A 26389-nucleotide genomic window follows, 5' to 3' on the forward strand; every position below is an offset into this window, starting at 1 on the left:
CAAAAGATTTCGGTTTTCAGACGTTTTCCAACGATAATTCCGACATTTTTGGCCTATCGCCTACAAATCGGCCATGGTGACCGCCTGCGCAATCAGGGCGTGAACGGGTACCTTCCGGTAACGACGAGCAGGATGTCCTTGACGGTCATCGGCACGACGTTAGTCCCGTCTCCCACCGACACGTCTGCGTCGGTGGCGGTCAGGCGGTGTCCGTGCAGGTCGACGCCGAAGAATCTGAGCTGCCGTGGACCGGTTGAGGCGAGCACCAGGGCGATGCGGTCGGCCGATGGCGCGGGAAGGCCAAGCGGCTCGGTGGCATCGAGGCCGTGGATGACGTCGTGGCTGAGCGCCCCGGCGCCTCCGCCGCCAGGCGGCTGCCAGGGGTTGCCGATATTGCGCTGGAGAAGATGCACGAGTTCCGCCCCGCTCATCTCTCCTGCTGTTGAACGGGCGTCGCGGTCGGCGTACTTGGTGAAGGAGAATCCGGCTCGGATCATGCCGGCAATCGTCCCTAGCGGTTTGGTCCGGAACGGCATCGTGATGTGGGCAACGACCTCACGGACGCGCCAGCCTTCGCAGAGCGACAGCGTGTCCCACTGCTCCGGTGACAGGTCACAGAAGAGGGCGGCAAGCCGTTCTCGCTCTGCCTGGGTCTCGGCGGTGAGGTCGTGAGCTGGGGATGTGCGCATCGGGGTTCCTTCCGCGTCGAAGATGGCTTCGTTGACTGGTACGACGCGGAGCCGCAGGACTCATCGGTCAGCGTGCGGCGATTCCCCGTTCTTGGAGACTGTCCGGCAGGCCGAACTCGCGGAACCGATGCTGCGTGCCGAGGAAGGTCACGATCTGGGCGATCTGCCCGTCCCGGATCTGGACTGCCATGAGGGCGAACGGGCGGAGAACGTCGTCGTCTCCCGGGCGGTACTGTCCGAACCCTTGGGCGCCGTTCATGAGGCAAGGAACGAGCCGCGCTCCCGCGCACGAGTCGCTTGCACCCATCGCCTGGGCGATCGACTCGGCACCCGTCAGCCGCCACAGGAACGGCGGCATGGAGCTCACGGCGTCCGCACGCAGGATCGCCGTCAACCCTGCGATGTCGTGAGCCTCGAAAGCGGTCACGTACCGGTGCAGTAGGTCCCGCTGTGCGGCGTCCTGGGAATCGGCGATGTCGAACGGGTCTGGCCGCCGCGCGGCGAGCGACGCCCGCGCACGCTGCAGCGCGCTGTTCGCCGCGGCCACCGTGATGCCGAGGATCTGCGCAGTCTCCTGGGCGGTGAACGCGAGGACATCACGCAGCACCAGGACGGCTCGCTGACGTGGGGCCAGGCACTGGAGCGCGACCAGGAACCCAGGCGAACTGACTCTCGTTCCAGCACCATCGCGGCGGGGTCGCGCGCCGCGATCACGCGCCCGTCGGGCATCGGGTCCAACCACCGGTCCGGAGGAAGCGGCGTCCCCAGGTCCCCTCCCGGGACAACGCCCTCATCCAGGTCGATCACGAGCACGCGCCGCTTCGCCGAGCGCAGCATGTCGATGCAGACATTCGTCGCGATCCCGTGGACCCAGGTGCTCAACCGTCCGCGGCTTGGGTCGTACTGATCCAGTTTGGACGATGCCCGGATCAGGGTCTCCTGGACCGCGTCGTCGGTGTCCGCCGAGGATCCAAGCAGCCGGTAACAGTAGCCGGTCAGGGGGACGCGCAGCGCCTCAAGGCGCTCGATCGCCAACTCGTCAGCCCGCACCGGCCCCCCAGCCACAGACGGCAATGCCCCAATCAGATCATGGACCGAACTGAGCTGATCCGCAGCTCATCATTGAGCGATCCGCCTGGGCACAACTCCATCACCATGTACGGGCGTCCGTCGCGCAACGCTCCCGCGTCGTACACGTCGATGACGTGCGGGTGCCCGGACAGCCGCCCCGCCGCGGTCACCTCGCGGAAGAACCGCCGCTGGTCCCGTTCGGAGTGCAGCGCCCGACTGTCCACCTTGACAGCCGTCTCGCGGCCCACCGCCTCCTGCCACGTCCGGTACACGGTGGCGAACCCGCCCGAGCCGAGGACGCCGATGACTTTATGTCCGGGAATATCCGGTGCCGGAATCACAGCACGGGACACTAGTCTTTCTCGGCACAGCGCACAGGCAAACTGGCGCGCCGTGCGGGAGTCTCTTATGTGTGGACAGCATCGACGCGCTCGGTCTTCCTGGCACCGGCGCGCGCCCAGCCCCGGACGGCGGGACGGCCGATGAGCTGACCGCCCTCTACCGGCGGCACGCCCTCGGTCTCGTCCGGCTTGCCGTGGTCATGCTCGGGGACCGGGGCGCCGCGGAAGACGTGGTGCAGGAAGCCTTCCTTGGCCTGCACCTTCGGTGGGGCAGCCTCGCTGACCCCTCGCGCGTCATGGCCTACCTGCGGACCAGTGTGCTGAACGGCTGCCGCACGACGCTGCACCGGCAGCGCAGGCGCGACAACGCCGCCGTCCGCGCGATGGCCGCCGACGCGCCCATCCCGCTCGATGGGGCCGATGCCTGGGCGCCGCTCGGCGAGGAGCACCGGGAGGTGCTGAACGCCATCAAGCGGCTACCCGACCGGCAGCGGGAAGCGGTCGTACTCCGCTTCTACCTCGACATGTCAGAAGAAGAGATCGCCCGCGCCATGCAGATCAGCCGAGGCACGGTCAAGTCGGCCACCTTTCGCGGCATGGCCGCACTCGGCCGGATGCTCGGGGAGGAAGGATCCCAGTGAGCCTGGAGGAACGCGTCCGCGCCGCCACCCGAGCCGCGGCCGGCACAATCGAACAGATTCCGGACCTGACGCCGACACAAACGGCGCCGGCCGCACGGCGGCTGCTGGCCCTGCCGCGCCGCTGGCGGCCGTGGCTGACCCCGGTCGCCGCCGCCGCTGCCGTCGTAACGCTCGCCACCGCACTGGTGGCGGTCAGGATCATCCCGAACGGTGGCGGGGTCCCACAATCCCCGGCCGCGGTCGCCCCCATCCCGGGAGTGCCCGAATACTACGTCGCGATCAACTGGCTACCGAAGTACGGCTCCGCGCAGGGCCTGCTGGTCGGGGACACGTTCACCGGAAAGACCATCGCCGTCCCCCCGCCCGCCCACACCCAGCTGGACATGGTGGTGGGCGCCGGCGATGACCGAACGTTCGTCGCCTTCGGCACGTCCACCGTCCATCGGTCGGCGCCAGGCAGGTGGTGGAAGCTGACGCTCGCCCCGGGCACCGCCCGGCCCGTCCGGCTGACCCGGCTGCCCATCACGCAGCCCGAGTTCCTGGTCGCGATGGCACTGTCCGCGTCCGGTCGTGAGCTCGCGATTGTCACGATCAACACCGCGCTGACCAAGCGCTACCTCGGTGTCTACTCGACGGCTACCGGCCGTCTGCTGCGCTCCTGGTCCACGACGAGCCGGCTCGCCTTCTCCAACGCGTTTTCTTCGACATCGGCGTTCACCTGGATAGACGGGGATCACGCCATCACCTTCCCGGCGCTGCGGGCGGTCAGCCAGCCGCGTTCGTCCAAGACGACTTACGTCCAGCAAGTACGCACCCTTGACCTCACGGCTCCGGGCAGCGACCTGATGGCGAACAGCCACGTCATCTGGTCCACCTCGTCGCAGCCGTCCCCGCCGAGCAAGAACGTCGTCACGCCCGTGTCGACCGCGTTTCCGGGAGGCGAGCCCGGCCCATTGCCTTGTGGCGAGTTCTACCCGATGGTCAGCGCGAACGGGAAGACGGCCACGTGCACCGCTCCCAGCTACGGCAGCGGGGGGCCGCGGCAGGCGATCTGGCAGACCTACCCGCTGCCGGATCTGCTGGCGGACGCCGGCGGCGGCACTCGCGTGTACCAGTCCACCGTCGATCTTCCTGCCGGGTACAGCCTTGACGTGGAAACCCTGTGGGTCAGCGCGTCCGGGTCCGCACTGCTAGGCGAGTGGACCGCCAGCCCGCCTCCGGTCGGGACCATGGGTGGCGAGCAGAACTCGCCGGACTACTCGCCGCAGCCGCAGGTCCACTTCGGCGTGATTAGCCACGGCACTTTCACTCCTCTCCCGACACCGACGGATGCATTCCCGCTCTCTCTGGGAGACGTCGCCTGGTAGCGGCTGCTGTCACGGGGCCGCTCGCATCAGATACGGCACCCGGCCCGCGAGGAATGCCCGGGGGAACGGATCACGCAGTCGCCACAGTCCGGCGTCGACCACGAAGTGCGCCATCACCGTGCCCAGGTAGGCGCCGAATATCAACCGTTCCGCTGGACCTCCGTCGTGCAGGTGCGAGCCCATCGCGAGGACCGCCCCGCCGAGCAGCGCGACATTGCACAGGACCGCCAGGCGCAGCGCCCGGCCGGCCTCTCCCGAGCCCCCGGCCCCGACCAGGCTCACTAGCAGCAGGTACTGCATGCCGTGCGCGATCGTCATCCCGCCGACGGCCGCGTACGGAGAGGCGAAGACGAAGACCGGGACCGAGAAGAACAGCCCCATCAGGTACATCACGCAGAAGCCGCGCGGCCGGTCCGCGGGCGCGCGGCGGGCAAGCAGGATTATGCCGACGGTAGCGGCTCCCGCCATCGACGCCGCCGATAGCGGGAACAGCGCGCAAAGCCCAGGATCGACGCGCAGCTGCAGCAGCGCCGGGCGCGCCATCAGCCCGCCGATGCCGGCCACGCCCGATGCGATCAGCGCGCGGCGTTCGGCAGCTCGCAGCGGCGGCGCGCCGGCCGTCATGGCCGCTAGCGCCGCCATGCCGAGGTTCTGCTTGGCGAAGTGGAAGAACTGCCAGGCGAAGAACGGGAGGAGCAGCCACGCCATCGCCGCGGGGGTGAGCGTGGCGGCGACCGCCGCGCCCGCGGTCATCAGCAGCACCGGGACCCGGATGAAGCGCCACGGACGGCTCGCCGCGTATGAGCGGACGTCGCGCAGCGTGTAGAGCCAGCCCGTGGACGCCACGTGCGCCGCGGATCCGGCGAACAGCACCCAGGCCAGCCCGCGGCCAGGCGGTGCCGATCCAGCGGGCGCGAATGCCGCCGCGATGACGAACGCCCCAGCGGTGAGGGCGACCGTCGCCCAAAGCCAACGGCGGGCCGACGACCGGTGCCCGTCTGCCGAACCGCCACGGGTCAGCGTCAGTTCCGGCTGCATCAGCCTCCCCCGCAGCCGCCGGCCGCACCGATGCCCGGAGCGATGACCAGGACGAGCAGCACCACGCCGCCGAGGAATGCGGCGAAAAGCGCGATCGTCAGCATCATGCGGCGGCCGCCTCGGCGCCGGCTCGGGGCAGGATCCTCCACGAAGATCGACATGCCCGTCAGGCTATTTCGTTTCCCGGTATATCGTCAACCGAAGTAGCGTCGCATCAGCGCGCGGGCCAGCCGAGCGCGTCGAAGACCGCCACGGGGTCCAGGTAGTCCCGCCAGTGCACCACCTCGCGGTCGCGCAGGGTGAGGACGGAGATGTAGCGGTTGCCGTAAGGGGCGCCGGTGGCCACAACCTTGCCCTCGGAGGCGTACTCAAGCACGACGGTGCCCTGCGCCGGATCGTGGTGGACGGCCAGGTCGTAGCAACGGTCGAGGACAAGCACCTGGCCATAGGGCCGGTACAGCTCAGCGACCGCGGCGCGCCCCTCCACCCGGCGCGGGTAGCCGGGGACCGTGATCACGTACTCGAAGACGACGTTTTCCGCCAGCAGGTTGAAGAAGTGGCCGGGTCCGGCCACGGTAGCGGTGAGGGATCGCGGAACCCGCGCGGACAGCCCGCTGGCTACCCGAGAGCAGGCCGAGGCCAAGCCCTCTTGTCTCAATTGGTTGACACAAAGGGGCCGCTGCACCAGGGCTACCGTTGGCCTATGGCGCAAGTTGACCCCGACGATGACAGCATCAAGCGGTTCATCGTTCACCACTATCGCTATGACCCGCAACGGCGCCAGCGGCGGAATGTGGTCGTGGCGGCGTTCGACAGCGAGGTGGAATCTCACGCCTGCATGCGGGAAGTGGGGGCGGAGATCGAGCGACGCCGGGAGGCCGGTGAGGAAGTCGATCCGCGCGAGCACGTGTCGGGATCGATTTACGAGCCTGGGAGCCGACGTAGGGCGGCGAACGGGCACCTAATTGCCCGAGCGCTAAGCCACGGGGTTTCCCCGCGATCACTCCAAGGGCTGGAGTGGCCGTCCAACATGACCGTGCTAGGGACGGAGTCTCCTCCGCAGGATGGCCGTTGAAGCCCGGTGCGGGGTCACTTGGTTGCGGCACTGGCGGCCGCGCCGCTAGTCGATTGTGACGGCGCCGCTGTCGGCGCTGATGGTGATCCGGTAGTGGGACGAGGAACTGGTGGCGACCGTGATCGCGGACGGCTGCGCGGGCCCGTTTTGGTCGATCTGGGCCGCCGTCTCAGGGATGTTGTCGACGCGGTAGCTGTAGCCGCCGGGCAACTGCAGCGTCACGTTGCCGCCCTCTGTGGTGACGTTCAGGTTCGACGGCGGCGTGGTGAGCTGGAGATCGACGCTGCCGCCGCCGCTGTCCACGGTGACGTTCTGCGCCGCAAGCGTGCCGGTGACGTTGCCGCCCCCGAAAGGACCATACCGACCGTCGGTGTTAAGGCTGACGTCGCCGGTCAGCCCGTCAACGGTCAGGTTTCCGCCTGCGGTCTGGAGGGTCGCGTCCGATATGCCGATCGCCGTCACGTTGCCGCCGTTGCTCGTCACCGTCACCGGGACCTGCGGCGGAACGTCGACGGATGAGCTGAGCGCGCAGTTGTAGTCGGGGCAGGCGAAGTTAATCCTGGTCCCGGCCGCCGTCTGCGCCGTCGCGAGAATGGGGCGCTGGCCCGAGTAGGTCAGGCCGTACCAGACGGTGCCTGCGCCGGTGAACTGCGCTGCGCTTGGCGCGACGCCGCCCTGCAGGGTCACGTCACCGCCGTACACGTTCATGGCGAGCCCGCCGCTGACGCGCACCGGGGAGTAGCTCACCGTGTAACTGCCCTGTGAGGCCTTGCTGATGATTCCGTAGCAGGTCCAGGCGAGCAGGGTGAGCGAGAGCGGGACGCCCACCAGCAGGATGACCCGGCGCGCGGGCGTCATGAGCAGCTCGCGAGCAGCGGGCTGGGCGGCGGCCGGCAGGAAGCTGATCATGAGGTGACCCCATTCAGGTAATGAAGGACCGCGAGCACCCGACGGTGCCCGTGCTCGCCCGACGCGAGTCCGAGCTTGCTGAAGATGCTGTTGATGTGCTTTCCAACGGCACCGCCGCTGACGATCAGCGTCTCGGCGATATCAGAGTTGGACCGGCCCTCTGCCATCAGCGCGAGCACCTCGCGCTCGCGGCCGGTCAGCACGCCGAGGGGGTGGCGGCTGCGGGCGAGCAGCTGGGCCACGACCTCGGGGTCCAGCGCGCTGCCGCCGTCGGCCACCCGGCGGAGCGCGTCGAGGAACTCCGACACGTCGGCCACCCTGTCCTTGAGCAGGTACCCGATGCCGTGCGGACTCTCGGAGATCAACTCGGTCACGTACCGTTCTTCCACCCACTGCGACAAGACGAGCACGCCGGTTTCCGGCCACCGGTTACGGATCACGAGCGCGGCGCGCAGCCCTTCGTCGGTGAACGTCGGCGGCATCCTGACGTCGATGACGCACACGTCGGGGCCGCACGTCTCTACGGCGCGCATCAGCTCCTCGGCATCGGTCGCGGCGGCGACAACCTGATGGCCGGCCTCCGCCAGCAGGCGGGTCAGCCCCTCGCGCAGCAGGACAGAGTCCTCCGCGATCGCTACCCGGAGCATGGGAGCTCCGCCGCGATGATCGTCGGCCCGCCGACAGGAGACTCCACGGTCAGCCGACCATCGATGCCGCTCACCCGGCTGACGAGGCCGGAGAGCCCCGCGCCATTCGGATCGGCGCCGCCGATTCCGTCGTCGCTTATCACGACGGCGAGCGTGCCGGGATAGCCGTGCCCCTCGACCACGACCTTCGCCTGACTGGCCCGCGAGTGCTTCGCGACGTTCGTGAGCGCCTCCGCGACGACGAAGTAGGCGACGGCCTCCACCAGCGGCTTCGGCCGGACTGGCATGTCGACGTTAACCTCGACGGGCACCGGGCTGCGCGCGGCCAGGCCGGATAGCGCGGCGTCGAGTCCGCGATCGGTCAGGACGGGCGGGTGCACGCCCCTGACCAGGTCCCGCAGCTCGATCAGCGCGGCCTTCGCCTGCGCGTGGGCCGAGTCGACCAGGTCCCTCGCCGCGTCAATGTCGTCGCTGAACCTCGCCTTGGCCCGGCCCAGCTCCATCGCGAGCGCGACCAGCCGCTGCTGCGCGCCATCGTGCAGATCGCGCTCGATTCGTCGTCGTTCGGCTTCTGCCGCGTCCACCACGCGCTCCCGGCTGAGCTCAAGCTCGGCGACCCGGGCGGCCAGGCCGCCTGGTGGGCCGAGCAGCCGCCGGGCGAGCGCGGCGTCCGCGAGCGCCAGGCCCCTGGTCACCTGCGGCGCGGCCAGCAGCACGAGCAGGCCGGCCACTGCCACGAACACGGCCTTCGTTTCGTGCAGCGTCCTGCCGTCCACGTGGAAGCCCCCGCCAGGCAGCGACCAGTCGAACAGGGGCAGCGTCGTCATGATCAGCCCGAAGGCCCATACGCCCAGCGTGACGAACGCGGCCGCTGCGCTGAGCGGCCCCCGCAGCACCGCATAGCTCACCTCGCGCCAGGTGGCATGCTCGCTGAGCTTGGCCAGGCGCGGCAGCAGCCGCAGCCGGTACCCGCTGCGCGTGCCCGCTGGCCAGGCGGGGATCCGCTCGCCCAGCGTGACCGCGAACCTCGCCCGCTCGGCGCGGGCGAACCAGTCGGTAAACCGCAGCGTGGTGCCGAGGATCGGCATGCCGATCAGCGCCACCGGGAGCCCAAGCGCGCCGGCCACTAGCCCGGGCACGACGATCCAAACGACAACGGCGCCGACGCACACGCCGATGAAGTGGTGGATGAACGCCAGCCAGGTGCGCGGCGACACCAGGTCCCGAACGAAGTGCATGCAAGTGACGCTAGGCCATCGGCGTCGGCACCCGCCATCATCCGGACTTCCGGATGCGGGGTAATGCTAGCCCTACCCCCGCGAGGACACCCGGTGGCCGGCGCAGGGGCGCTTGTCGGTCAGGCTCACGTATCGGCTGGATAGCGGCCGAGGTAGCCGACACGGTGGCGGGGACGATCGGAAGCTCGGACACGGCGGCTGGGCTTCCACCGGACCGGGTGGTTAGCAAGGGCGGCCCTGCCTGGGCAGGGCCGCCCCAGGTGGTAGAAACGCTCTACTGTGCTCTTACGGCACCAGGCTGAACGCCTGGGCCGGGGTGCCGTTACAGGTGTACTGCCGGAAACAATGGATTTCCGCGGGATGCTGTTGTCCAAGTACGACTGCCTGCAGGCGACTATCCCGCAGATCAGGGCACGGTGGGTACGCCGAGCCCGTCCGATGCAAATGCCCCGTGACGCGCGCCGTCAGATCCTCCGCGATCCGTACCTGCGCCACTTGCTGATACCGCCCAAGTCGACGGCTCATTAGCCACAGGTTCCCCGGTGGAGCGTCGCGAAGGCACAATATTTCTCCGCGATGCAGCCGTTGCTGACATTACAATCGGCTAGGAATCGGAAAGAGGGGGCAAGATGCCCGTTCGAGCCGAGTACTGGGCTGGCTGACAGGCGACTTTCGTCCTCCTGTACGCGATCGCATGGGGACTAGTGATCATCGCTATCGCTCTTACGCATTCGAGCATCGGTGGCTATTAGCCCGTGGCAGCTCACAGTGACTGCGTCAGTCTGCCCGGCGGTGGCCCCTGACTACTGCTCACCATCCGAACAAATCGTGGCGCGTTCCAGAGCCCGGCAATGACGGTCGTGCGATGACTGATTGCCGGCACCCTGCGCACGCTCACTTCGGCCCCCGCTTCGACCATTGGGCCGAGGTACTGGACGATATCTCCCGGTGGGGCAATGTCGTCGCGGCGTGAGCTCACGAATACGAACCGGCAGCCGTCGAGTCGCCCGAAGTCCGGCCACTGAAGCTCAGCCCATGCTTCTTCAAGTCGCGGAAGCGACCATCCTTGCGCCACATGCAGCTGTCTAAGATCAAGCATTTTCCACATGCCCTGCGCGATGTTGCCGCCGGTGTTGAATACGCCCCAGCGAAGTTTGGGGATGTTGCGGCCTACGCAGTTGTAGAGGATGAAGGATCCCAGGCTGCTGCCGAAGAATCCGAACTCGGTTACGCCCTCTGCTGCCAGCTTCGCTATCCGCGACCTGATGTCCTCTCTTACCTGAGAGATCAGCTCGGGAAGGATCAGCGGGTCGGCGGCTGTGAAGACGGCTGCGGTGGTCTCGTACGCCACAACGTGATAGCCCGCCCTAAGAAGCCTTCGTATAGCGAAACTCACTTTTTGAATCGGAGTGCCGTACGGGCAGATGAAAATTATGGCGGCCGCAGCCTGCCCGGAGTTTCCGATTTCCTCAGCCTGGAACAACCTGTCTTGCGTAAACACCCGCGAAAAGCCCACCTACGAAACCAACAGCATGTGTCCGGCCTGAGGGCCAGCCTGATATGCCAGATTCTACTCTGCGGGGGTGCCCCTGATTCGGCGCCGCCCGCGCTTTAGCCTCGGCCCCTGAATCACCAGATGGGAGAGGCGCGGGGACTCCCTAGGGTAGCCGTTCGGATAGCCGGGCGTGCGGCCGTACTCGGTGCGGCCGCCGCGCGAAACACGCCGAGCCCACCCACCGCGTGGTGGATGGGCCCGGTGCGGGTAAGCCGCGTCAGCTCACGTGGATCGTGACCGTGACGGTCTTGAGCACGGCAGGCAGCTTGGCGGTGTCGACCTCTAGGATCTCCCCGCTGTCGGGCTGACCCGTTGCCGGCAGCACCTTCTCGTGCACTGCCCAGCTCCCGTCGGCGTTAACAACGATCGTGTCGATGCCGAAGTCGTCGTCGTGGACAGGTACAGCTTCTGGCTGACGTCCGTGGTAGCCACCCCTTCAACCTTGTCGTGGCCGAAAAGCTTGCCGGTCGGGTCAAGCTGGCTCACCAGCGTGCCGACCTGGAGGTACGGCTGCTTCTGCGCCACCTGCACGCCGGCCTGGGTGAGCGTCGCGAGCGCCGCATTGGTGCCGTCCGCCCCGACAAGGCCTCGGGTGACTTGCCGTTGATCGTCAGGCCGCTGATGTCACTGGCGCCGTTGATGTCGACCTCGTAGACGGTCTTGTTCGCGAACGGCTCGAAGTTGCCGTCACGCTCGTCGACGAGGAACTTCGTGTCTGAAAGCGCGGTGATCTCGCTGTTGGCATCGCCCGTGGTCGCGCCTGCGCTCGTCGCAACAGCCGTGGCACCAGCCACGAGCCCAGACAAGGCGCGTTTACGGGATCTAAAGATTTCCAGGTACCTGACTGACACTGGTTCCGATCCCCGCTCGCGGCCCGGATGCCTCGTCCAGGCGCAGAAGGAGACCGACTCCCCGATCCGCCCCCGCAAAGGAATAGCGGAAGACTACAACCGATGCGGATCACCATGATCTGTGCGTGGCGAACAATCAGGTTCCCACCATGTGTGGCGGCGAACGCGATCGAACACGTTAAGGAGGGGCTGGCCATCCAGGTACCACCTAAGGTTGATTGTGTCTATATCAGTCCAGATGAAGTGCATGGACGGCTCCATAAAAGGAGTGTCCGCCAGCGTGGTCAGCGACGCCCGGAAGCGCCCTTCAGTCAGTGGTTCAGCGCCTGTCACGGCGGGGCCTGTCGACCGCGCCAGGGTCCGGTCTTGCGCCAGATCGGCAGGGCGAGCAGCAAGACACCGACTCCCAGCCAGGCCAGCAGCTTGAGCACATCGGTCCCGACTCCCAGCCCGGCGAAGTAGATAATGCTGCGGAAGGCGTCGAAGGCGCCAGCGTCGATCCAGAACCTATTTAGCACGTGCCAGAACGTCGGGAGCAGGACAGGCGAGACCGCGCCGCCGGCGCTGGGGAAGCCGAGCATGACGAAGATGGCCAGGAACGCGAGGATCGCGGGCTTGCCGAGGATGACCTGCAGGCCACGTGCGATCACCGCCACACTGAGCACGTACAGGGCGCCCGTCCCGAGCAGCGCCAAGATGGCTCCCGCCGACCCGTTGATGGCACCGAGCCCCAGGCCAGCCAGCAGGTACGCCAGGACAGGCATTGCAACCGCCGCAGCCAGGATCAGCTGCCAGCGGTACCGCTGCCGCAGCGCGGGCGCACCGGTAACTACGATGGTGAGGAATCCGGCGACCGAGCATCTGATCAGGAAGAAGAACAACGATTGGCCGCTTCGGTCGCCGGCTGGCAGCGGGCGGACGTCGAGCACGGTCAGGCGGGCGCCCTGTTTCGCGGCCACAGCCCGGAACAGCGCTTCCACCGTGTTCGCCACCGCGACCCCCGACGCGCTGCTGACGATCACGGTCGCGGCTGGTTTCCCCGGTGTTGCCGGGACGTAGGCCCCGTACAGGTCCCGGTCTCGCACCTCGCGGACCGCCGCGGCGGCGGTCGGCACTGCGCTCACGTCGAAGGCCGGGCCGACGCCCCGGGCCAGGCCGGCCCGCAGCGGTGCGGTCCGCGCCGCCGGACCGGCGATGGCGACGTTCACCCCGTGCGGGGCCGGGGACTGGAAAGCGCTGGCGAAGCACAGCGTGTACCCCACGGCGAAGAACACCGGGAAGATCATGCTTATCAGGGCGCGGCGCACCAGGCTGTGCTGGTCTTGCTGCGCGGGCACGCCGGGTTCACGGCTGGGCGTCGGCGAGGTCGCCTTCGAAGTCATCCCAGTCTCTTTCCGATCATTTCCCGCGCGGCCGACAGCCCGTGGTCGAATTCTGGGTCTCTCTGAACAAGGTCACCCGGCGCCTCTGCCTTCGGCACGGCCAGCGGCCATCATCGGGTGATGGTGGCTGCACTTCCCGGGTTCCTGTAGCCGTAACCCCGCGTCTCGCTGAACGCCTGGGGTTGCCACCCGGCCGTGTGATCCGCTCATCGAGCCAAGTCCGGCGTCGCCGCTGGTGTCGGCCATGCGCCTGGCGCCTGGGCCCAGCGGCGACGGACAGCACCCGCTTCTGGAAGGCCCGTTCGTCGTCGTCCAGCAGCGCCTGGAAGATCCCGCCGGGTGCCGAAGCCGCGGAACAGGGTGCCCTGCCCACTCCCGCCCGTTCCGCCAGCCCGTCCATGGTCAGCCGGGCCGGGCTCATTTCGGCGAACGTCTTGCGGGCCGTGGTCAGGAGGTGAAGCCGGTTGCGTGCGGCATCGGCGCGCTCGGCATGCGGCGCTCCCCAGATGACTGGCTAATCTTCGGTCCGCTCTGCCGGCGGAATACGAAGCGGGGTATGGTCCGTTTAGCCAGGCAACCGACGAACTGGAAGGTGGAGACATGCCTCTCACTGGAGATTACGCGCCGAGCGCGTTCGACTTCGCCCGCGATCAGGTGGACCTCTACGAGAGCTCCGGCGGCGCCGAGGGCGCGCAGAATCCTGGGGGCAAGCCGGTGATCGTGCTGACGTCGGTGGGCGCCAAGACCGGGAAGCTGCGCAAGACGCCGCTGATGCGCGTCGAGCACGACGGCGAGTACGCCGTGGTCGCATCGCTGGGCGGCGCGCCCAAGCACCCCGTCTGGTACTACAACCTGACCGCGAACCCGCGCGTGGAACTTCAGGACGGCCCGGTCAAGAAGGACTACCAGGCCACCGAGGTCCACGGCGAGGAATACGCAGTCTGGTTCGAGCGCGCTGTCGCGGCCTGGCCGGACTACGCCGAATACCAGAAGAAGACCACTAGGACGATGCCGATTTTCGTTCTTACGCCCCTGGGCGCGCAGCAATCGGCGCCGTGAGCCCGCGGAGGCGTCGCACCGCCGGTGAGCCGCGCGGCGGCCCGGCCTCCCGGGTATCGGCTGACGATCAGGCGCAGCTCGCGGAGCTGGCTGCCGGGCAGCAGCCGGGCCAGCGCGGCCAGCACCGCGCCGTAGCTGCCAGGGCCTACCGCGGGTCGCTTGCCGGGCAGCAACCGATTGAAGTGCCTGGCCTCGGGTACTGATACGTACACGGGTCGTGGTGTGGCAGTGGCGGGAGGGCTGGATGCGTATCAGCGATGTACTTCGCATCAAGGGCGCGGAGGTCGTCACGGTCACCCCGGACACGACGGTGCGGCGTCTTCTGACGGTCTTGGCCGAGCACCGGATCGGTGCGGTCGTCGTGTCTCAGGACGGCACCTCAGTCGACGGGATCGTCAGCGAGCGTGACATCGTCCGGGCTTTGGCCCTGCGAGACACAGCCGTGATGTCTGAGCAGGTCACGGCTATCTACACCGCCGAAGTACACACGGTCACCCCGCAAACCGAGTTGGAGGAAGTCGAGCGCATGATGACCGAGCGCCGGGTACGCCACGCGCCGGTCACGGTGGACGGTGGCTTGCGCGGCATCGTGAGCATTGGCGATGTGGTGAAGAGCCGCATCGGCGAGCTGGAAACTGAGCGGGCCGCGTTGACGGACTACATCACAGGTACCCGCTAGCGCGAGCCACGCCGCGGTCCGGCCTTGTCAGCGTCGCAGCGACGCGGAGCCGCGTCCGCGTCCCTGCGTGAGCCTGTCGGTGCACGTAAGGAAAATCAGCCATCAGGCGATCCGTCCTCTCCAGTGCGATGGTCGGCACATGGCAGGACCGACCCGCCGGATCGCCTGCCGGCTCGACCGCACAGCCATGCCAACATCTTCTTCTGAGATTTCCGGTCTAGTTGTAATCGTCACCGTTGGTTACGTTGATGTGCTACCGTGTCGACGGTCGAGCTGTCACTCCCGCATCGCAGGAGTCACATTCAGCTGCGACTGCTGCTCAGGACCCCGGCAGCGGACCTTGTGGACCGCCAAGTCGGAGGAGCTGTGCGCCATACCCGCAGGGATGTCTCCCGGACCGTCGTGCGCGGGCTGCCACCCAGGTCTACAGGTCTCCGTCAGTGGAGGCGCGGCCCTCCCGGGCCCGAAGTGAGTGATCTGGTGGCGTCGCGCTTACCGCGAGGATGCTCTGGACAGGGGGAGCGTCGTCTCGGGGGCGATTTTGCCGGATGAGCGACATCCTCGGCGACAAGGCCGAGGGAGTGTCAATAAGGTTTTTGCGCGCTCAGGCATGCAAAGTCCCCGGCAGTACCATCCACGTCGCCTGGCAGGCGACGAGGACCGCAAAGGTCCGGCGATGGTGTTGTGCGGGTTGAGGCGACGGCGGCGAGCAGGCTGAGGGGCCGAGCTGGTCGCCGTCGCCGTTCCGCGTCAGGACATCGCGCAAGCAGCCGCAGTCCCGACGCGCGGGAGCTTGCCGACCGTGCCCCTAAGGTGCCGAGTAGAGCCGGGCATGGGTGTATGAGGAGATACCGCATGATCAAGCCTCGCTCGGACGGCAGTAACCTGCCGGTTACGCATACTGAGTTGGTCACCCAGGATATGGATCAGCTCTCTGAGCTGAGCCGACAGGTCTATGTCGAACACACGGCGCGGTTCCGCTGCGCTGACCCGCACCTGGTCGACGGCCGCGTGAACTGGGCTGTGCCAGGCTGAGATGGAGCCTGCCGACATGCCGAACGCGGCGGTCCTCAAGCAAGGTGTTGGCGAGATCAGCAATGCTGACGAAGACCTGCGCTATGGACCTGGCTGCGCCTTCTTGCTGCCGGCTGACCGGCCGTCAGCAACCCTGATCGGCGCCGTCACGATGGCGACTCTGCAGGTGCCATTGACGGTGGTGGGCGCCCTGGCCGAGGAGTGGACGGGAATGCCCGCGGCGGACCTGCGGTTCGCCGCTATGGCCCCGGTCTCGGCGGCCAGGCAGGGAACATTTGGCAGGACTGTGGACTTCATCTGCGATCAGCTGGTCACGTCCGCGATCACTGAAATCGAGCCACTGCTTGCGCAGGAACTGACCAGGCTAGCGGCCGCGGCGATACTGGAAACCTTCCCCAACACCACCATGACGGCCGGCTACCTGGCCGGCCCCGGCTGGGTGGCGTGGGCCACGGTGGACCGTGCGACAGAGTACATCGACGCCCGCGCCGGCCGACCGATAACGGTAGAGGAAGTCGCTGCGTGGGCGGACGTGACCGTCTTTGCTCTGCGGTACTCGTTCCAGCAGCGCTTCGGGACCACGCCGGAGGGGTACTTGCGTCGGATCCGGCTTGAGCGCGCCCATCAAGATCTTTCGAACGCCGACCCGACCAGCGGCATTACCGCGGCCGGCGTGGCCCGCCGGTGGGGCTGGGCCAGCCTGAGCCAGTTCAACCTCGCCTACCTGCGGCGGTTCGGCAAGCTACCCGGCCGCGCCTCCCAGAACTGAAATTATCCGGCCACCGCCCTCCCGGGCCCATGTCCTAAGCTATGCGGCACATTCGTAGGCGGAGCGGAGAACAGCAGCGCTGGACGCGTTTCTACGGCGGGTTTTCGGGGTGCCCTCGTCTTCTCAGCTCGCGGGTCGCCGCGCGATCCTGATCTGGAGTATCAACAGACCGGCGGAGGGACCGGAACCTCACCCGGGCAACATGATGCAACGTCCGGTGGCCGGGTTTGGCTTGAGCGGGAAGCCCGGCACCTTCCCACGACCCCGGAAGCTGAGGATGAACGGGCCCTGGCGGCAGCCCGCAGGTGACGCCGCCTCGGGAAGGGTCCAGCGGAGGCATCGCGAAGGAGGCAGGCATGGCGACCCGTGATCGGCCCGGGGACGGCTGGACGGTGGTTCTGCGGCGCCAGCCGGCCCGCATGGTTGAGGGCCAGCCGGAAGGTGGCTACTCGGACCTGTATGAGATCGTCTGCTGCGACTGCGGCGATCATCCCTATCTGGACTACCGCGAGGTCTCGCCCGAGCTTCAGCGGGTCCGCGGACCATACCCGGGTAGCGGACGGCATTACCGCGCATGTGGAGCATGTCAAGACGTACCACCCACCGGAACGTGCCGCGAGCAGGCGACGAGGACGCATGCTGGCTGACCGGCGATGAGTGCCGAGTTCTTCGCACTCGCGTTCATCTCGGCGCTGAACCCGAAGCTGCTGGCCCTGGATCTGCTGCTGATCGAGAACCAGCGGCCGCGGGCGATGTTCTTGTGCGTGCTTCGCGCTGGACCCCATTCTCATTTCCCGGGAGCGGGCGCGCGGCCATCAGCAACTTATTCGGCGCATCCGGTACAAGATCATTGGGTCCCGGCCCAGGACGCGTGCGAGCCTGCGCATGGACGGGCCGTCCGCCCCGTCCCGGTCGATCAGCTCCAGCGCGGTGGCCAGCACGACATCGCGGGTGATTCTGCCATCCGGATTCGCGCTAGCGTCGCCATCAGGGCGGCCGGCTGACGGTGACGTCATCGCGGTACCACCTTCTCCCTGCGGGCCGGGGCCGGTAGCTCGGCATTGTAGCTCTACGGCGTAGTTCGGGTGGCGTCACGCTGCCGCCTTGATCCCTGGCGCGCACGGGAATCAGGGAGCAGCTGCCCGCTGCTGCCAGGCGCCGGGCCGCCAGCGGATCTGCCGTTTCCCGGGCCAGGCCGGCGGGGCTCCTGCGCAGCCCGCCTGCCGGAAATGCAGCTCCGCCAACTTGGCATCGCGCCGTTAACGGCGTATGTTAACAACGTAGGTCTACGACGTAGACACATCTGCAACGTAACCACACCTGCGAGGTGCCGGCTGGCCGCACCCCCTTGCCCGCCGCGCAACCGAGGGAGAAGAACATGACCGTGACCCTGGACCGGAATGTCGAGAACTTCATCGGCATCCCCCGGCAGCTTTTCATCAACGGGCAGTGGACCGACGCCGCATCCGGCAAGACGTTCGAGACCCCCAACCCGGCGACCGGTGAGACCCTCGCCCGGATCGCCGAAGGTGACGCCGAAGACATCGACCGCGCGGTGCGGGCGGCGCGCGCCGCCTTCGACGGCCCCTGGAGCAGGATGACCCCGTCGGAGCGCGGGCGGATCATCTGGCGGATCGGCGACCTGATCCTCGAGCACGCCGACGAGCTTGCCCAGCTCGAGTCGCTGGACAACGGCAAGCCGTACGGGGTGGCGCAGGCGGCGGACGTGCCGCTGGCGGCGGACCTGTTCCACTACATGGCCGGCTGGGCCACCAAGATCGAGGGCAGCACGATCAGCATCTCGGTGCCCTACATGCCCGGCGTGAACTTTCACTCCTACACGCTGCGCGAGCCGCTCGGCGTGGTCGGGCAGATCATCCCGTGGAACTTCCCGCTGCTGATGGCCGCGTGGAAGCTCGGCCCGGCGCTGGCCACCGGGAACTGCGTGGTCCTCAAGCCGGCCGAGCAGACCCCGCTGACCGCGTTGCGGCTGGCGGAACTGATCGCCGCGGCGGGCATGCCCGACGGCGTGGTGAACGTGGTGCCCGGCTTCGGCGAGACCGCCGGGGCCGCGCTGGCCGCGCACAACGATGTCGACAAGGTGGCGTTCACCGGCTCGACCGAGGTGGGCAAGCTGATCGTCGCCGCCTCAGGGGCCAGCAACTTGAAGAAGCTGACCCTGGAACTGGGCGGGAAGAGCCCCAATATCGTCTTCGACGACGCCGACGACAGTGCCATCGAGGGCGCGGCCAACGCGATCTTCTTCAACCACGGGCAGTGCTGCGTCGCCGGGTCCCGCCTGTTCGTCCAGCAGGGCCGCTACGACGAGGTCGTCGACGGCGTCGCGGAAATCGCCAAGTCCATCAAGATGGGACCGGGGATGGAGCCGGGGACGCAGATGGGCCCGCTGGTCTCCGAGGAGCAGTTCCGCCGGGTGACCGGCTACCTGGAGTCCGGGAAGTCCGACGGCGCAACCGCGCTGGCAGGCGGCGGCCGGCACGGCGACCGCGGCTACTTCGTCGAGCCCACCGTGCTGACCGGCACCCGCCCGGACATGAAGGTCGTCCGCGAGGAAATCTTCGGCCCCGTCCTGGTCGCCTCACCGTTCACCGACCTGGACGAGATCGCCGGCATCGCCAACGACAGCCAGTACGGACTCGGCGCGGGCATCTGGACCCGCGACATCTCCAAGGCGCACGCCCTGGCGAAGAAGCTCCGGGCCGGCACCGTCTGGATCAACTGCTACAACGTCTTCGACGCGGCACTGCCATTCGGCGGATACAAGCAGTCCGGCTGGGGCCGCGAGATGGGCCACCAGGCCCTCGAGGCCTACACCGAAGTCAAGGCCGTCACCACCCAGCTGTAAACCAGCAGCCGCAGCCCGGGCGCCGCACCGGCAGGTCCAGCGCCCGGGCTACCAGCTCGGGAACAGCCGCGGCATGCACGCGCCGACGGCGGCTCGATCCGCTCCGCTCGGCAGCGCGCGAGCAGATCGTCCCGCACCCGGTCGGCATCCGCCGGCTGGCACGGCGGCAGCAAGCACCAAGCCTGGGCACGGAGAGTCGTGCGCGCGTCATAGCGCGGCCCAGGCACGAGGCAGCCGGTCAGGCTGCCCTAGGGAAGAAGGAAAGAATGAACACTCGCATCAAATTTGCCATCGCAGGCGCTGGCACTCTCACGGCACTGGGGCTCGGGATCGCCCCGGCAATGGCATCCAGCGGGCCCGGCACGGTCACGGCGGTGACTCACACTCAGAACCACCCGGACACGACCAGCGTGGCAAATTCCTGCGCCCCGATCTCGGCCAACGGCCCGGTCTGGGCGTACGACAACCTGTCGCTACGGTTCACTGCGGTGCCCGACGGCCCCCACACCTACTCGGTGACCATCACCGCGCACGGCAGCTTCTCCCAGGTGGCCAGTCCGACCACGGGGGAATGCGAGACCGGCGCCGGCTCAGTGGACGGCTCGCTGAACTACCAGGTGTCGTCCAGCACGCCGCCTGACCCGGCCAACCTGCCCGCGCAGCAGGCCAGCGGGGACACCAGCCAGGGGACCATGCTCAACCAGCTGTTCGACGGCCACGCCACGATCACCGGGGGCGGCCACTACAACTACACCTACAACCCGGTGGACGGCGCCAGGTACACCCAGTCCGGCTGACCACATGGCGGTGGATCCAGGCTCAGATCCGCGAAACGTTCACCGCTTCCCGCGCTAGCGGGCATGCCCTCGCGCGCTCCCGGAACCGGGAGATCATCCATGACCTCGCGCGACCGGCCGACCTGCACGACACGCAGGGATGGTAAGGCCGTATAGAAACAGGAGTGGTGGCGGCCAACTCGGAGCTAGCGTCAAAGCGTGGTGGGGCCCGGGGACAAGTCGTGCCTGGGCCCCACCAGGATTTCCCCCATCCGCCCGCGCTCACTGCCTGCAGCCACCACGTCATCATCCCAGCCAGCACGGCCATCGGCATCGGCAAGCACGTAAAGCCACCGACCAGGATCACGCTCGGTGACCGACGCTACTTAACGCGAAGTGAAAAATATCCGCCGATCGGTGCGCTGACCTGGGCGCCGCACAGCCGGGCACAGCGGTCACAGATCAGGTCGATCGGTGCTGCCGACAGCGCCCGCTCAAGGAGCAGATGAGCGGACGCGTCGATGCCGTAGGGCCCGCCCGACGATGTTGAACGGCAGGGTCTCGCCCAGATGGCCGAGGATGACGGTGAGCCGGGGGAATCGGTCGAACAGGCCGCTGGTCATCAGGCGCAGCGCGTGGGTGGCGGTCTCGGCGGTGAAGGTCGACACGGCGCCGAACAGTTCCGGGTGCCCCTCGTAGATTCCCTGGTTTCCGGGCAGGGGGTCGCGCGGATGCAGGTAGCCAGGCACGCCGAGTGCCCCGGCGCGTTCCCAGAACGGCAGGAAGCGCTCGGCCGGGCCTTGCTTCAAGCTCATCGGATCGGCTACGTGCTCGCAGTCGCCAAGTCCGCGATGTTCCCCACCGCACCGGGCGTACGTGCTTGTCAGGATGCCGGTCACCACAGCGGACGCTTCTGGGAACTTGTCATGCAGGCGCCGCCAGACGCCATAGGCGATCGACGCTTGCGCGCGCCGCGATGGTCCGGTGGGCGAGACCGCTTCTAACGCTCTGTAATTGCCCCTGCCTCAGGCGAGGTTCGTCGGTGTTTTGGCCTGGTGGTGCGGTCCCGGTGATTCACTGTCCGCCAACGGCTGGACTGCCGGGTAGGCTCACCAGTCCGGTCTGGTAGGCCAGAACGACGGCCTGGACCCGGTCCCGTAGCTGCAGCTTGGCGAGGATGTTGGCCACATGGGTCTTGACGGTCGCCTCGCTCAGCGTCAGTTCCGCGGCGAGTTCGGCGTTGCTCAGGCCGCGGGCTAGAAGCCGCAGTACCTCAAGTTCCCTGGGTGTCAGGCCCGCCAGGTCGCCGTGCACCAGCGGCGGCACGGACGCGTGGGACGCGAACCGCTCCACCAGCCTGCGCGTGATGGACGGGGCGAGCAGGGCATCGCCGCAGCGGACCAGTCGCACCGTGGCGATGAGGTACTCGGGCGAGACGTGCTTGAGCATGAACCCGCTGGCGCCCGCGGCCAGCGCCTCGTAGACGTAGCGGTCGAGGTCGAAGGTGGTCAGCATGATGATCCGGCTGCCGTTCCCTGGCTGTGCCGCGAGGATACGCCTGGTGGCTTCCAGCCCGTCCATCCCGGGCATCCGGATGTCCATCAAGACCACGTCGGGCCGGTACCGCAGCGCCGCCGCGACGGCCTCGCCGCCGTCGGCCGCCTCGGCGACGACCGGGATGCCGGCCTCGCGCAGAATCATGCGGAAGCCGGTCCGGACCAGGTTCTGATCGTCGGCGATCAGAACGCGGGGTTCGGAGTGCTCTGCGACGTTGTCGGCCGCGGTGTTCATGACTGACCCGGATGGGGCAAGCCGGCCGCCCCGCTCACAGCCGCGGCTCGTGCCGTTTCGGGCATTCCGCTGGCCGCGGTGAGTGCCAGCGGCGGATCCTCCGCGGGGAACCGGCCTATGACGCGCCAGCCGCCGCCTGGCCGTGGACCGGCATCGAACTCCCCGCCATGCAGGATGACGCGTTCCCGCAGGCCGAGCAGGCCGCGCCCGGTGCCGGGTATGTTCGCCGGGCGGCCCGCTGGCTGCGAAGAGGCCGACGGCCCGGTCGGCCGGCACGGCGGTCCGTCGTCGGTTACCTGGACTGTCAGCCCGCTGGGCCGGTAGTCCAGCGTGATCACCGTCCGCGCCGTACCTGCGTGCTTGAGCACATTGGTGAGCGCCTCCTGAATCACCCGGTAGGCGGCCAGGTCCGCGCCGGGCGACAGGCTCCATGGCACGCCAAGGACGCGCAGCTCAACATCGAGCCCGGCGGCCGCCATCCGGTCGGTCAGCGTCGTGAGCTGGTCAAGCCCCGGCAGGGGCCGCAGCCGCCCGCGGGCCTGGCCGTCAGCCAGGGATCCGGGTTCCTGCTCGCCCGGCACGGAAAGCAGGCCCAGCATGTGCTGCAGTTCGGCCATGGCCGTCCGGCCGCTCGCCTCGACGGCGAGCAGGGCCGACCTGGCCTCGTGCTGTTCGGCGCCGAGCACCTGCCGGGCGGCGCCGGCCTGCACGACCATCACGCTGACGTTGTGGGTCACCACATCGTGCAGCTCGCTGGCGATCCGCGCCCGCTCTAGCTCCAGCGCACGCCGGGTCGCGGCCTCATGCTCGGCCTGTGCCCGCAGCAGCCGCGCGCCGGAGGCCCCCGCCCGGGCACGCCAGACCCGGACCGCGTTGCCGAAGCCCATGATCGCCAGGAGAATCGCGAGGGCGGACAGCCGGCCCAGCGGCGGCGTCGTGTCCTGGAACGCCGCCGTGATGATCAGCCCGACCAGGGGCAGGCTGACCAGCGCCAGGCCGCGGTACCGGCTGTAGACGACCGCGCAGTAGCCGGCGACCAATATCGCGGCGAAACTGACGATCGTATTGTCGTTGCCGAGCGTCATGACGCCAATCAGGATCGCCCAGAAGGCGGCGAGCGGCGCGAGCCTGCGCGCAGCTAGCGGCGCCGTGGTCAGCACCGCGGCGACCTCGGCGAGCGCGGCGGGCCGGTGCGTCGCCTCCGCCTCGAGCGCGGCCAGCGCCGCAAGGACGGCTACGAGCGCCAGGCAGGCGTCGGTGATGATCGCCTGCCCGGGCAGCGCGGTTCGCGGCTCCGTGCTGCCCAAGAACGCCATTGCCCGGCGCGGCCAGCTGCCTACGCTCACCTATCCATTGTCGCCGGGAAACGGGCCCTATCGCATCAGCCGCAAGGGCTAGCTGACTCCGTCGCAATGATGAGGGCCGCCGCGAGTCAGCCAGCTACGGTATCGGAATTCGCGCTCGCGGCCGAGGCGCACGGCGGCAGGCCACGCCTACCGTGCCCGCATGGACTCTCTCATCAGCCTCAGCGGGGTAACTAAGCGCTATCAGAGCGGCGGCCAGCCCGCGGTTGACCGCATCCATCTGGAGGTGGCCCCGGGCGAGGCGGTGGCCGTCATGGGCCCGTCGGGCAGCGGCAAGTCAACGCTGCTGAACCTGATCGCCGGCCTGGACCGGCCGACCAGCGGCACGGTCACCGTCGCCGGGCAGCGGATCGACACGCTCAGCGAGACTGCGGTGGCGCGGTTCCGCCGGCAGCGCATCGGCATGATCTTCCAGTTCTTCAACCTGCTTGACGACCTCACCGTCGCCGACAACGTGCTGCTGCCGGCGCAGCTCACCGGAATCCGCCGGGCCCGCGCCCTGGCCAGGCTTGACGAGCTGCTGGCGGCGCTGCGGATCGAACGCCACCGCGACGCCTACCCGGCCAGGCTGTCCGGCGGGGAGCGGCAACGTGTGGCGATCGCGCGGGCGCTGGTAAACCGGCCCGCCCTGCTGCTGGCCGACGAGCCGACCGGGGCGCTGGACACCGCGACCGGCGAGCAGATCGGCGAGCTGCTGCTCGATCTCAACCGGAGCGGACAGACCATGATCCTGGTCACGCACAACCCGGGCCTGGCCGCCCGCTACGCCAGCCGGACGGTCCAGCTCATCGACGGCCGGGTCGCCAGTGACACGCTCACCGGGGCGCAGCTGTGATGCCCGGCACCGGGCCCGTTGCCCGGGCGGTCGGCGGCGGGCTGGCCCGCCGCAAGGTCCAGACGCTGGTGATCGGCCTGGTGCTGCTGGTGTCCACCGGCGCCTGCGTGCTGGCCCTCGGCCTTGTTGTCGACTCCAACACCCCGTTCGACAAGGCCTTCGCCGCTCAGCACGGCGCGGATGTGGTGGCCACCGTCGACCGGGCGGTGGCTACGCCAGGGCAGCTCGCCGCGACAGCGCGGCTGCCGGAGGTCACGGCCGCGGCCGGGCCCTACCCCGAGGCGACGATCAGCTCGCAGATTGGCGGGCCAGGCCAGCCCGCGGCCACCCTCCAGCCGATGACGGTGGCGGGTCGCGGCGGGCCGGGCGGGCCCCTCGATGACCTCGTCATCCAGCAGGGCCGCTGGGCGCGGCGACCGGGTGAGCTCGTCCTGTCCTCCGATTCCGGCCCCGCCGTGCCGCTGGGCACGCAGCTCACCGTCGGCGGGGTGCCGGGCACGCCGCGGCTGACCGTGGTGGGCTACGCCAACTCGATCAATCAGTCGGCCGACGGCTGGGTCGTGCCCAGCCAGATCGCGGCGCTGCGCGCACCGGGGGCGCCCGCGACCGCGCAGATGCTGTACCGGTTCGCCAGCGCGGGCAGCGCGGCGGCGCTGCGCACCGAGGTTGGCCGGCTCCGCGCCGCGCTGCCCTCAGGCGCGCTGACCGGCACGCAGTCCTACCTGGCGGTCAAGGCGCAGGAGACGTCGGGGATCGCCCCGTTCGCGCCGTTCGTGGTCGCGTTCGCGATCATCGGGCTGGTCATGTCGGTGCTGATCGTCATCAACGTCGTCTGCGGCGCCGTCGTGGCCGGCTATCGCCGGATAGGCATCCTCAAGAGCATCGGCTTCACCCCCGCCCAGGTGGTGGGCTCCTACGCCGGGCTGGTCACCGTGCCCGCCGTAGCGGGCTGTCTCGGTGGAGTTGTGCTCGGGAACGCGCTGTCGGTGCCGCTGCTCGGTAGCACCGCCATCGTGTACGGGGTCGGGGCGCTGGGGGTCCCGGTGTGGGTGGATCTGCTCGTCCCGTGCGCGATGTGCTGCCTGGCCGGGATCGCGGCCCTGCTGCCCTCCCTGCGGGCCGGGCGGCTGAGCGCGGTCCAGGCGATCGCTATCGGCCGGGCGCCCGCCGCCGGACGCGGTTACGCCGCGCACCGGCTGCTGAGCAGGCTGTCGCTGCCCCGCCCGGTGACCATCGGCCTCGCGGCGCCTTTCGCCCGCCCGGCCCGCGCCGCTGGCACGCTCGCCGCCGTGGGACTGGGCGCGCTCGCAGTGACCTTCGCCGTCGGCCTGAGCTCCTCGCTGACCATGGTGGCCGACGGCCTGTCGCACGCCAATACCGAGCCCGTTCAGGTGACCCTGGCGGGATCGGGCGGGAATAACCCGGCCAATCCGCCGAGCGGATCGCAGCCGTCACCGTCGGCGCAGCGGGCGGCCATCGAGGCGGCGTTGCGGGCGCAGCCGGGAACGCTGCACTACGCCGCGCAGGCCGACCAGGAGGTCAGCGTCGCCGGGCTGTCCGGGCAAGTCCGAATGGCCGTGTTCCGCGGCAACGCGGACTGGACCGGCTACGACATGATCAGCGGGCACTGGTACACCGGTCCCGGGCAGGTGGACGTGCCGACCAACTTCCTCACCGTCACGGGTAAGGCGGTCGGCGACACCGTCACGTTCAGTGACGGGGGTGCGCAGGTCACGGCCCGGATCGTGGGTGAGGTCTTCGACACCGACAACGGCGGGCTGGTCATGCTCACCGACTGGCGTACGCTCGCCGCCGCGGACCGGCGCCTCACCTTCGACACGTATAACGTCGCGCTGCGGCCCGGCACCTCCCCAGATGCGTACGTCCAGGCGCTGGGCCGCACGCTCGGTCCTCATGCCTCTTATATCAACACCAGCATCAACAGCAGGGATCCGTTCGTCCTCGTCCTGATCGGCCTGATCGGCACCCTGACCCTGCTGCTGGCCATCATGGCCGGGCTGGGCGTCCTGAACACGGTGGTGCTGCACACCCGCGAACGCGTACACGACCTGGGCATCTTCAAGGCGCTCGGGATGACCCCGCGGCAGACCATTGCCACGGTGGTGTGCTCGGTCGCGGGGACCGGCCTGGTCGCGGGCCTCCTGGCAGTCCCAGCCGGAATGGCGGTGCACCGGTACGTGCTGCCAGTCATGGCGCACGCGGCGGGAACCGGGATTCCAGCCAGCTATCTGGCTGTCTACCGGGCATGGGAAATCGCCGTGCTGGCCCTGGCCGGCCTGGTCATAGCCGCGGCCGGGGGGATACTGCCGGCCGCCTGGGCCGCCCGAGCCCGCACCGCGGCTGCGCTGCACGCTGAGTAAGGCCGAGGCAGCGACCATCGACCGCAGACG

26 protein-coding genes and 1 pseudogene are annotated in these 26389 nt (G+C 68.7%); 11 read left to right on the forward strand and 16 right to left on the reverse strand.

Annotated elements, in window-relative coordinates:
- Nucleotides 1-92 precede the first annotated feature (92 nt).
- The 4 genes and pseudogenes from EAS64_RS28945 to EAS64_RS28955 form a co-directional block, all read right to left on the reverse strand.
- The gene (locus tag EAS64_RS28945) at nt 93-689 is read right to left on the reverse strand and encodes a maleylpyruvate isomerase family mycothiol-dependent enzyme (protein WP_145858205.1); all 597 of its coding nucleotides are present in this window, start codon (nt 687-689) and stop codon (nt 93-95) included.
- A gap of 67 nt (nt 690-756) precedes the next feature.
- Nucleotides 757-1296: a sigma factor-like helix-turn-helix DNA-binding protein gene (locus EAS64_RS28950; protein ID WP_246115909.1), complete on the reverse strand. Its 540-nt coding sequence runs from the start codon at nt 1294-1296 to the stop codon at nt 757-759.
- A 266-nt stretch (nt 1297-1562) separates the two neighbouring features.
- A pseudogene (locus EAS64_RS47650) lies at nt 1563-1754 on the reverse strand (sigma factor); the annotation flags it as partial.
- 17 nt (nt 1755-1771) lie between these two features.
- Nucleotides 1772-2101, reverse strand: coding sequence for a protein kinase domain-containing protein (locus EAS64_RS28955; protein WP_187366253.1), 330 nt, complete (start codon nt 2099-2101; stop codon nt 1772-1774).
- 71 nt (nt 2102-2172) lie between these two features.
- Between EAS64_RS28955 and EAS64_RS28960 the strand changes: the two genes are divergently transcribed.
- Together EAS64_RS28960 and EAS64_RS28965 are read left to right on the forward strand one after the other, a co-directional pair.
- Entirely contained in the window at nt 2173-2742 is a 570-nt protein-coding gene (locus EAS64_RS28960; protein ID WP_246115910.1) for an RNA polymerase sigma factor, read from the forward strand.
- Nucleotides 2739-4109: a hypothetical protein gene (locus tag EAS64_RS28965; protein WP_145858209.1), complete on the forward strand. Its 1371-nt coding sequence runs from the start codon at nt 2739-2741 to the stop codon at nt 4107-4109. The genes EAS64_RS28960 and EAS64_RS28965 overlap by 4 nt, the downstream gene beginning before the upstream one ends.
- Before the next feature lie 9 nt (nt 4110-4118).
- Here EAS64_RS28965 and EAS64_RS28970 read toward each other — a convergent pair whose 3' ends face one another.
- The 9 genes from EAS64_RS28970 to EAS64_RS29005 form a co-directional block, all read right to left on the reverse strand.
- The gene (locus tag EAS64_RS28970) at nt 4119-5147 is read right to left on the reverse strand and encodes a hypothetical protein (protein WP_145858211.1); all 1029 of its coding nucleotides are present in this window, start codon (nt 5145-5147) and stop codon (nt 4119-4121) included.
- Nucleotides 5147-5308: a hypothetical protein gene (locus tag EAS64_RS43900; RefSeq protein WP_187366254.1), complete on the reverse strand. Its 162-nt coding sequence runs from the start codon at nt 5306-5308 to the stop codon at nt 5147-5149. Before EAS64_RS43900 ends, EAS64_RS28970 begins: the two co-directional genes overlap by 1 nt.
- Nucleotides 5309-5361: 53 nt before the next feature.
- On the reverse strand, nt 5362-5721 hold the full coding sequence (locus EAS64_RS28975; RefSeq protein WP_187366255.1) for a nuclear transport factor 2 family protein: 360 nt from the start codon (nt 5719-5721) through the stop codon (nt 5362-5364).
- A 546-nt stretch (nt 5722-6267) separates the two neighbouring features.
- The gene (locus EAS64_RS28980; protein ID WP_145858214.1) at nt 6268-7131 is read right to left on the reverse strand and encodes a DUF4097 family beta strand repeat-containing protein; all 864 of its coding nucleotides are present in this window, start codon (nt 7129-7131) and stop codon (nt 6268-6270) included.
- Entirely contained in the window at nt 7128-7778 is a 651-nt protein-coding gene (locus EAS64_RS28985; RefSeq protein ID WP_145858216.1) for a response regulator transcription factor, read from the reverse strand. The genes EAS64_RS28980 and EAS64_RS28985 overlap by 4 nt, the downstream gene beginning before the upstream one ends.
- Nucleotides 7766-9016: a sensor histidine kinase gene (locus tag EAS64_RS28990; protein WP_145858218.1), complete on the reverse strand. Its 1251-nt coding sequence runs from the start codon at nt 9014-9016 to the stop codon at nt 7766-7768. Before EAS64_RS28990 ends, EAS64_RS28985 begins: the two co-directional genes overlap by 13 nt.
- Before the next feature lie 763 nt (nt 9017-9779).
- Nucleotides 9780-10517, reverse strand: coding sequence for a hypothetical protein (locus tag EAS64_RS28995; protein ID WP_222849699.1), 738 nt, complete (start codon nt 10515-10517; stop codon nt 9780-9782).
- 536 nt (nt 10518-11053) lie between these two features.
- Nucleotides 11054-11365: an esterase-like activity of phytase family protein gene (locus tag EAS64_RS29000; RefSeq protein WP_187366256.1), complete on the reverse strand. Its 312-nt coding sequence runs from the start codon at nt 11363-11365 to the stop codon at nt 11054-11056.
- Nucleotides 11366-11751: 386 nt separating this feature from the next.
- Complete coding sequence (locus tag EAS64_RS29005; RefSeq protein ID WP_145858223.1) at nt 11752-12804, reverse strand: hypothetical protein; 1053 nt, start codon at nt 12802-12804, stop codon at nt 11752-11754.
- Nucleotides 12805-13404: 600 nt separating this feature from the next.
- Between EAS64_RS29005 and EAS64_RS29010 the strand changes: the two genes are divergently transcribed.
- The 7 genes from EAS64_RS29010 to EAS64_RS29045 all read left to right on the forward strand — a co-directional run bounded on the left by EAS64_RS29010 (nt 13405) and on the right by EAS64_RS29045 (nt 20009).
- On the forward strand, nt 13405-13863 hold the full coding sequence (locus EAS64_RS29010) for a nitroreductase family deazaflavin-dependent oxidoreductase (RefSeq protein ID WP_145858225.1): 459 nt from the start codon (nt 13405-13407) through the stop codon (nt 13861-13863).
- Nucleotides 13860-14066, forward strand: coding sequence for a hypothetical protein (locus EAS64_RS29015; RefSeq protein ID WP_145858227.1), 207 nt, complete (start codon nt 13860-13862; stop codon nt 14064-14066). The genes EAS64_RS29010 and EAS64_RS29015 overlap by 4 nt, the downstream gene beginning before the upstream one ends.
- Before the next feature lie 41 nt (nt 14067-14107).
- Nucleotides 14108-14542 carry a CBS domain-containing protein gene (locus EAS64_RS29020; protein WP_145858228.1) on the forward strand — a complete coding sequence of 145 codons (435 nt, stop codon included), beginning with the start codon at nt 14108-14110 and terminating at the stop codon, nt 14540-14542.
- A gap of 855 nt (nt 14543-15397) precedes the next feature.
- A complete protein-coding gene (locus EAS64_RS29025) occupies nt 15398-15577 on the forward strand; it encodes a hypothetical protein (protein ID WP_145858230.1) in 180 nt (59 codons plus the stop codon).
- Nucleotides 15578-15593: 16 nt separating this feature from the next.
- Nucleotides 15594-16346: an AraC family transcriptional regulator gene (locus EAS64_RS29030; RefSeq protein ID WP_187366257.1), complete on the forward strand. Its 753-nt coding sequence runs from the start codon at nt 15594-15596 to the stop codon at nt 16344-16346.
- Nucleotides 16347-17724: 1378 nt separating this feature from the next.
- A complete protein-coding gene (locus EAS64_RS29040; protein WP_145858233.1) occupies nt 17725-19212 on the forward strand; it encodes an aldehyde dehydrogenase family protein in 1488 nt (495 codons plus the stop codon).
- A 374-nt stretch (nt 19213-19586) separates the two neighbouring features.
- Nucleotides 19587-20009 carry a hypothetical protein gene (locus EAS64_RS29045; protein WP_145858235.1) on the forward strand — a complete coding sequence of 141 codons (423 nt, stop codon included), beginning with the start codon at nt 19587-19589 and terminating at the stop codon, nt 20007-20009.
- A gap of 473 nt (nt 20010-20482) precedes the next feature.
- Here EAS64_RS29045 and EAS64_RS46905 read toward each other — a convergent pair whose 3' ends face one another.
- The 3 genes from EAS64_RS46905 to EAS64_RS45115 form a co-directional block, all read right to left on the reverse strand.
- Nucleotides 20483-20890 (reverse strand): amidohydrolase family protein, encoded by a 408-nt coding sequence (locus EAS64_RS46905; protein ID WP_342782085.1) that lies wholly within the window; start codon nt 20888-20890, stop codon nt 20483-20485.
- Nucleotides 20891-21062: 172 nt separating this feature from the next.
- On the reverse strand, nt 21063-21779 hold the full coding sequence (locus EAS64_RS45110; protein WP_145858238.1) for a response regulator: 717 nt from the start codon (nt 21777-21779) through the stop codon (nt 21063-21065).
- Complete coding sequence (locus EAS64_RS45115) at nt 21776-23125, reverse strand: sensor histidine kinase (RefSeq protein ID WP_145858239.1); 1350 nt, start codon at nt 23123-23125, stop codon at nt 21776-21778. The genes EAS64_RS45110 and EAS64_RS45115 overlap by 4 nt, the downstream gene beginning before the upstream one ends.
- Nucleotides 23126-23285: 160 nt before the next feature.
- On the opposite strand from EAS64_RS45115, the gene EAS64_RS29065 reads away from it, so the two are divergent.
- Both EAS64_RS29065 and EAS64_RS29070 read left to right on the forward strand, forming a co-directional pair.
- Complete coding sequence (locus EAS64_RS29065) at nt 23286-23978, forward strand: ABC transporter ATP-binding protein (protein WP_145858241.1); 693 nt, start codon at nt 23286-23288, stop codon at nt 23976-23978.
- Nucleotides 23978-26359 (forward strand): ABC transporter permease, encoded by a 2382-nt coding sequence (locus EAS64_RS29070; RefSeq protein WP_145858243.1) that lies wholly within the window; start codon nt 23978-23980, stop codon nt 26357-26359. The genes EAS64_RS29065 and EAS64_RS29070 overlap by 1 nt, the downstream gene beginning before the upstream one ends.
- Nucleotides 26360-26389: the final 30 nt, after the last annotated feature.

Origin of the sequence: Trebonia kvetii (assembly GCF_007827045.1) — a bacterium.
Taxonomy (GTDB): Bacteria; Actinomycetota; Actinomycetes; order Streptosporangiales; family Streptosporangiaceae; genus Trebonia; species Trebonia kvetii.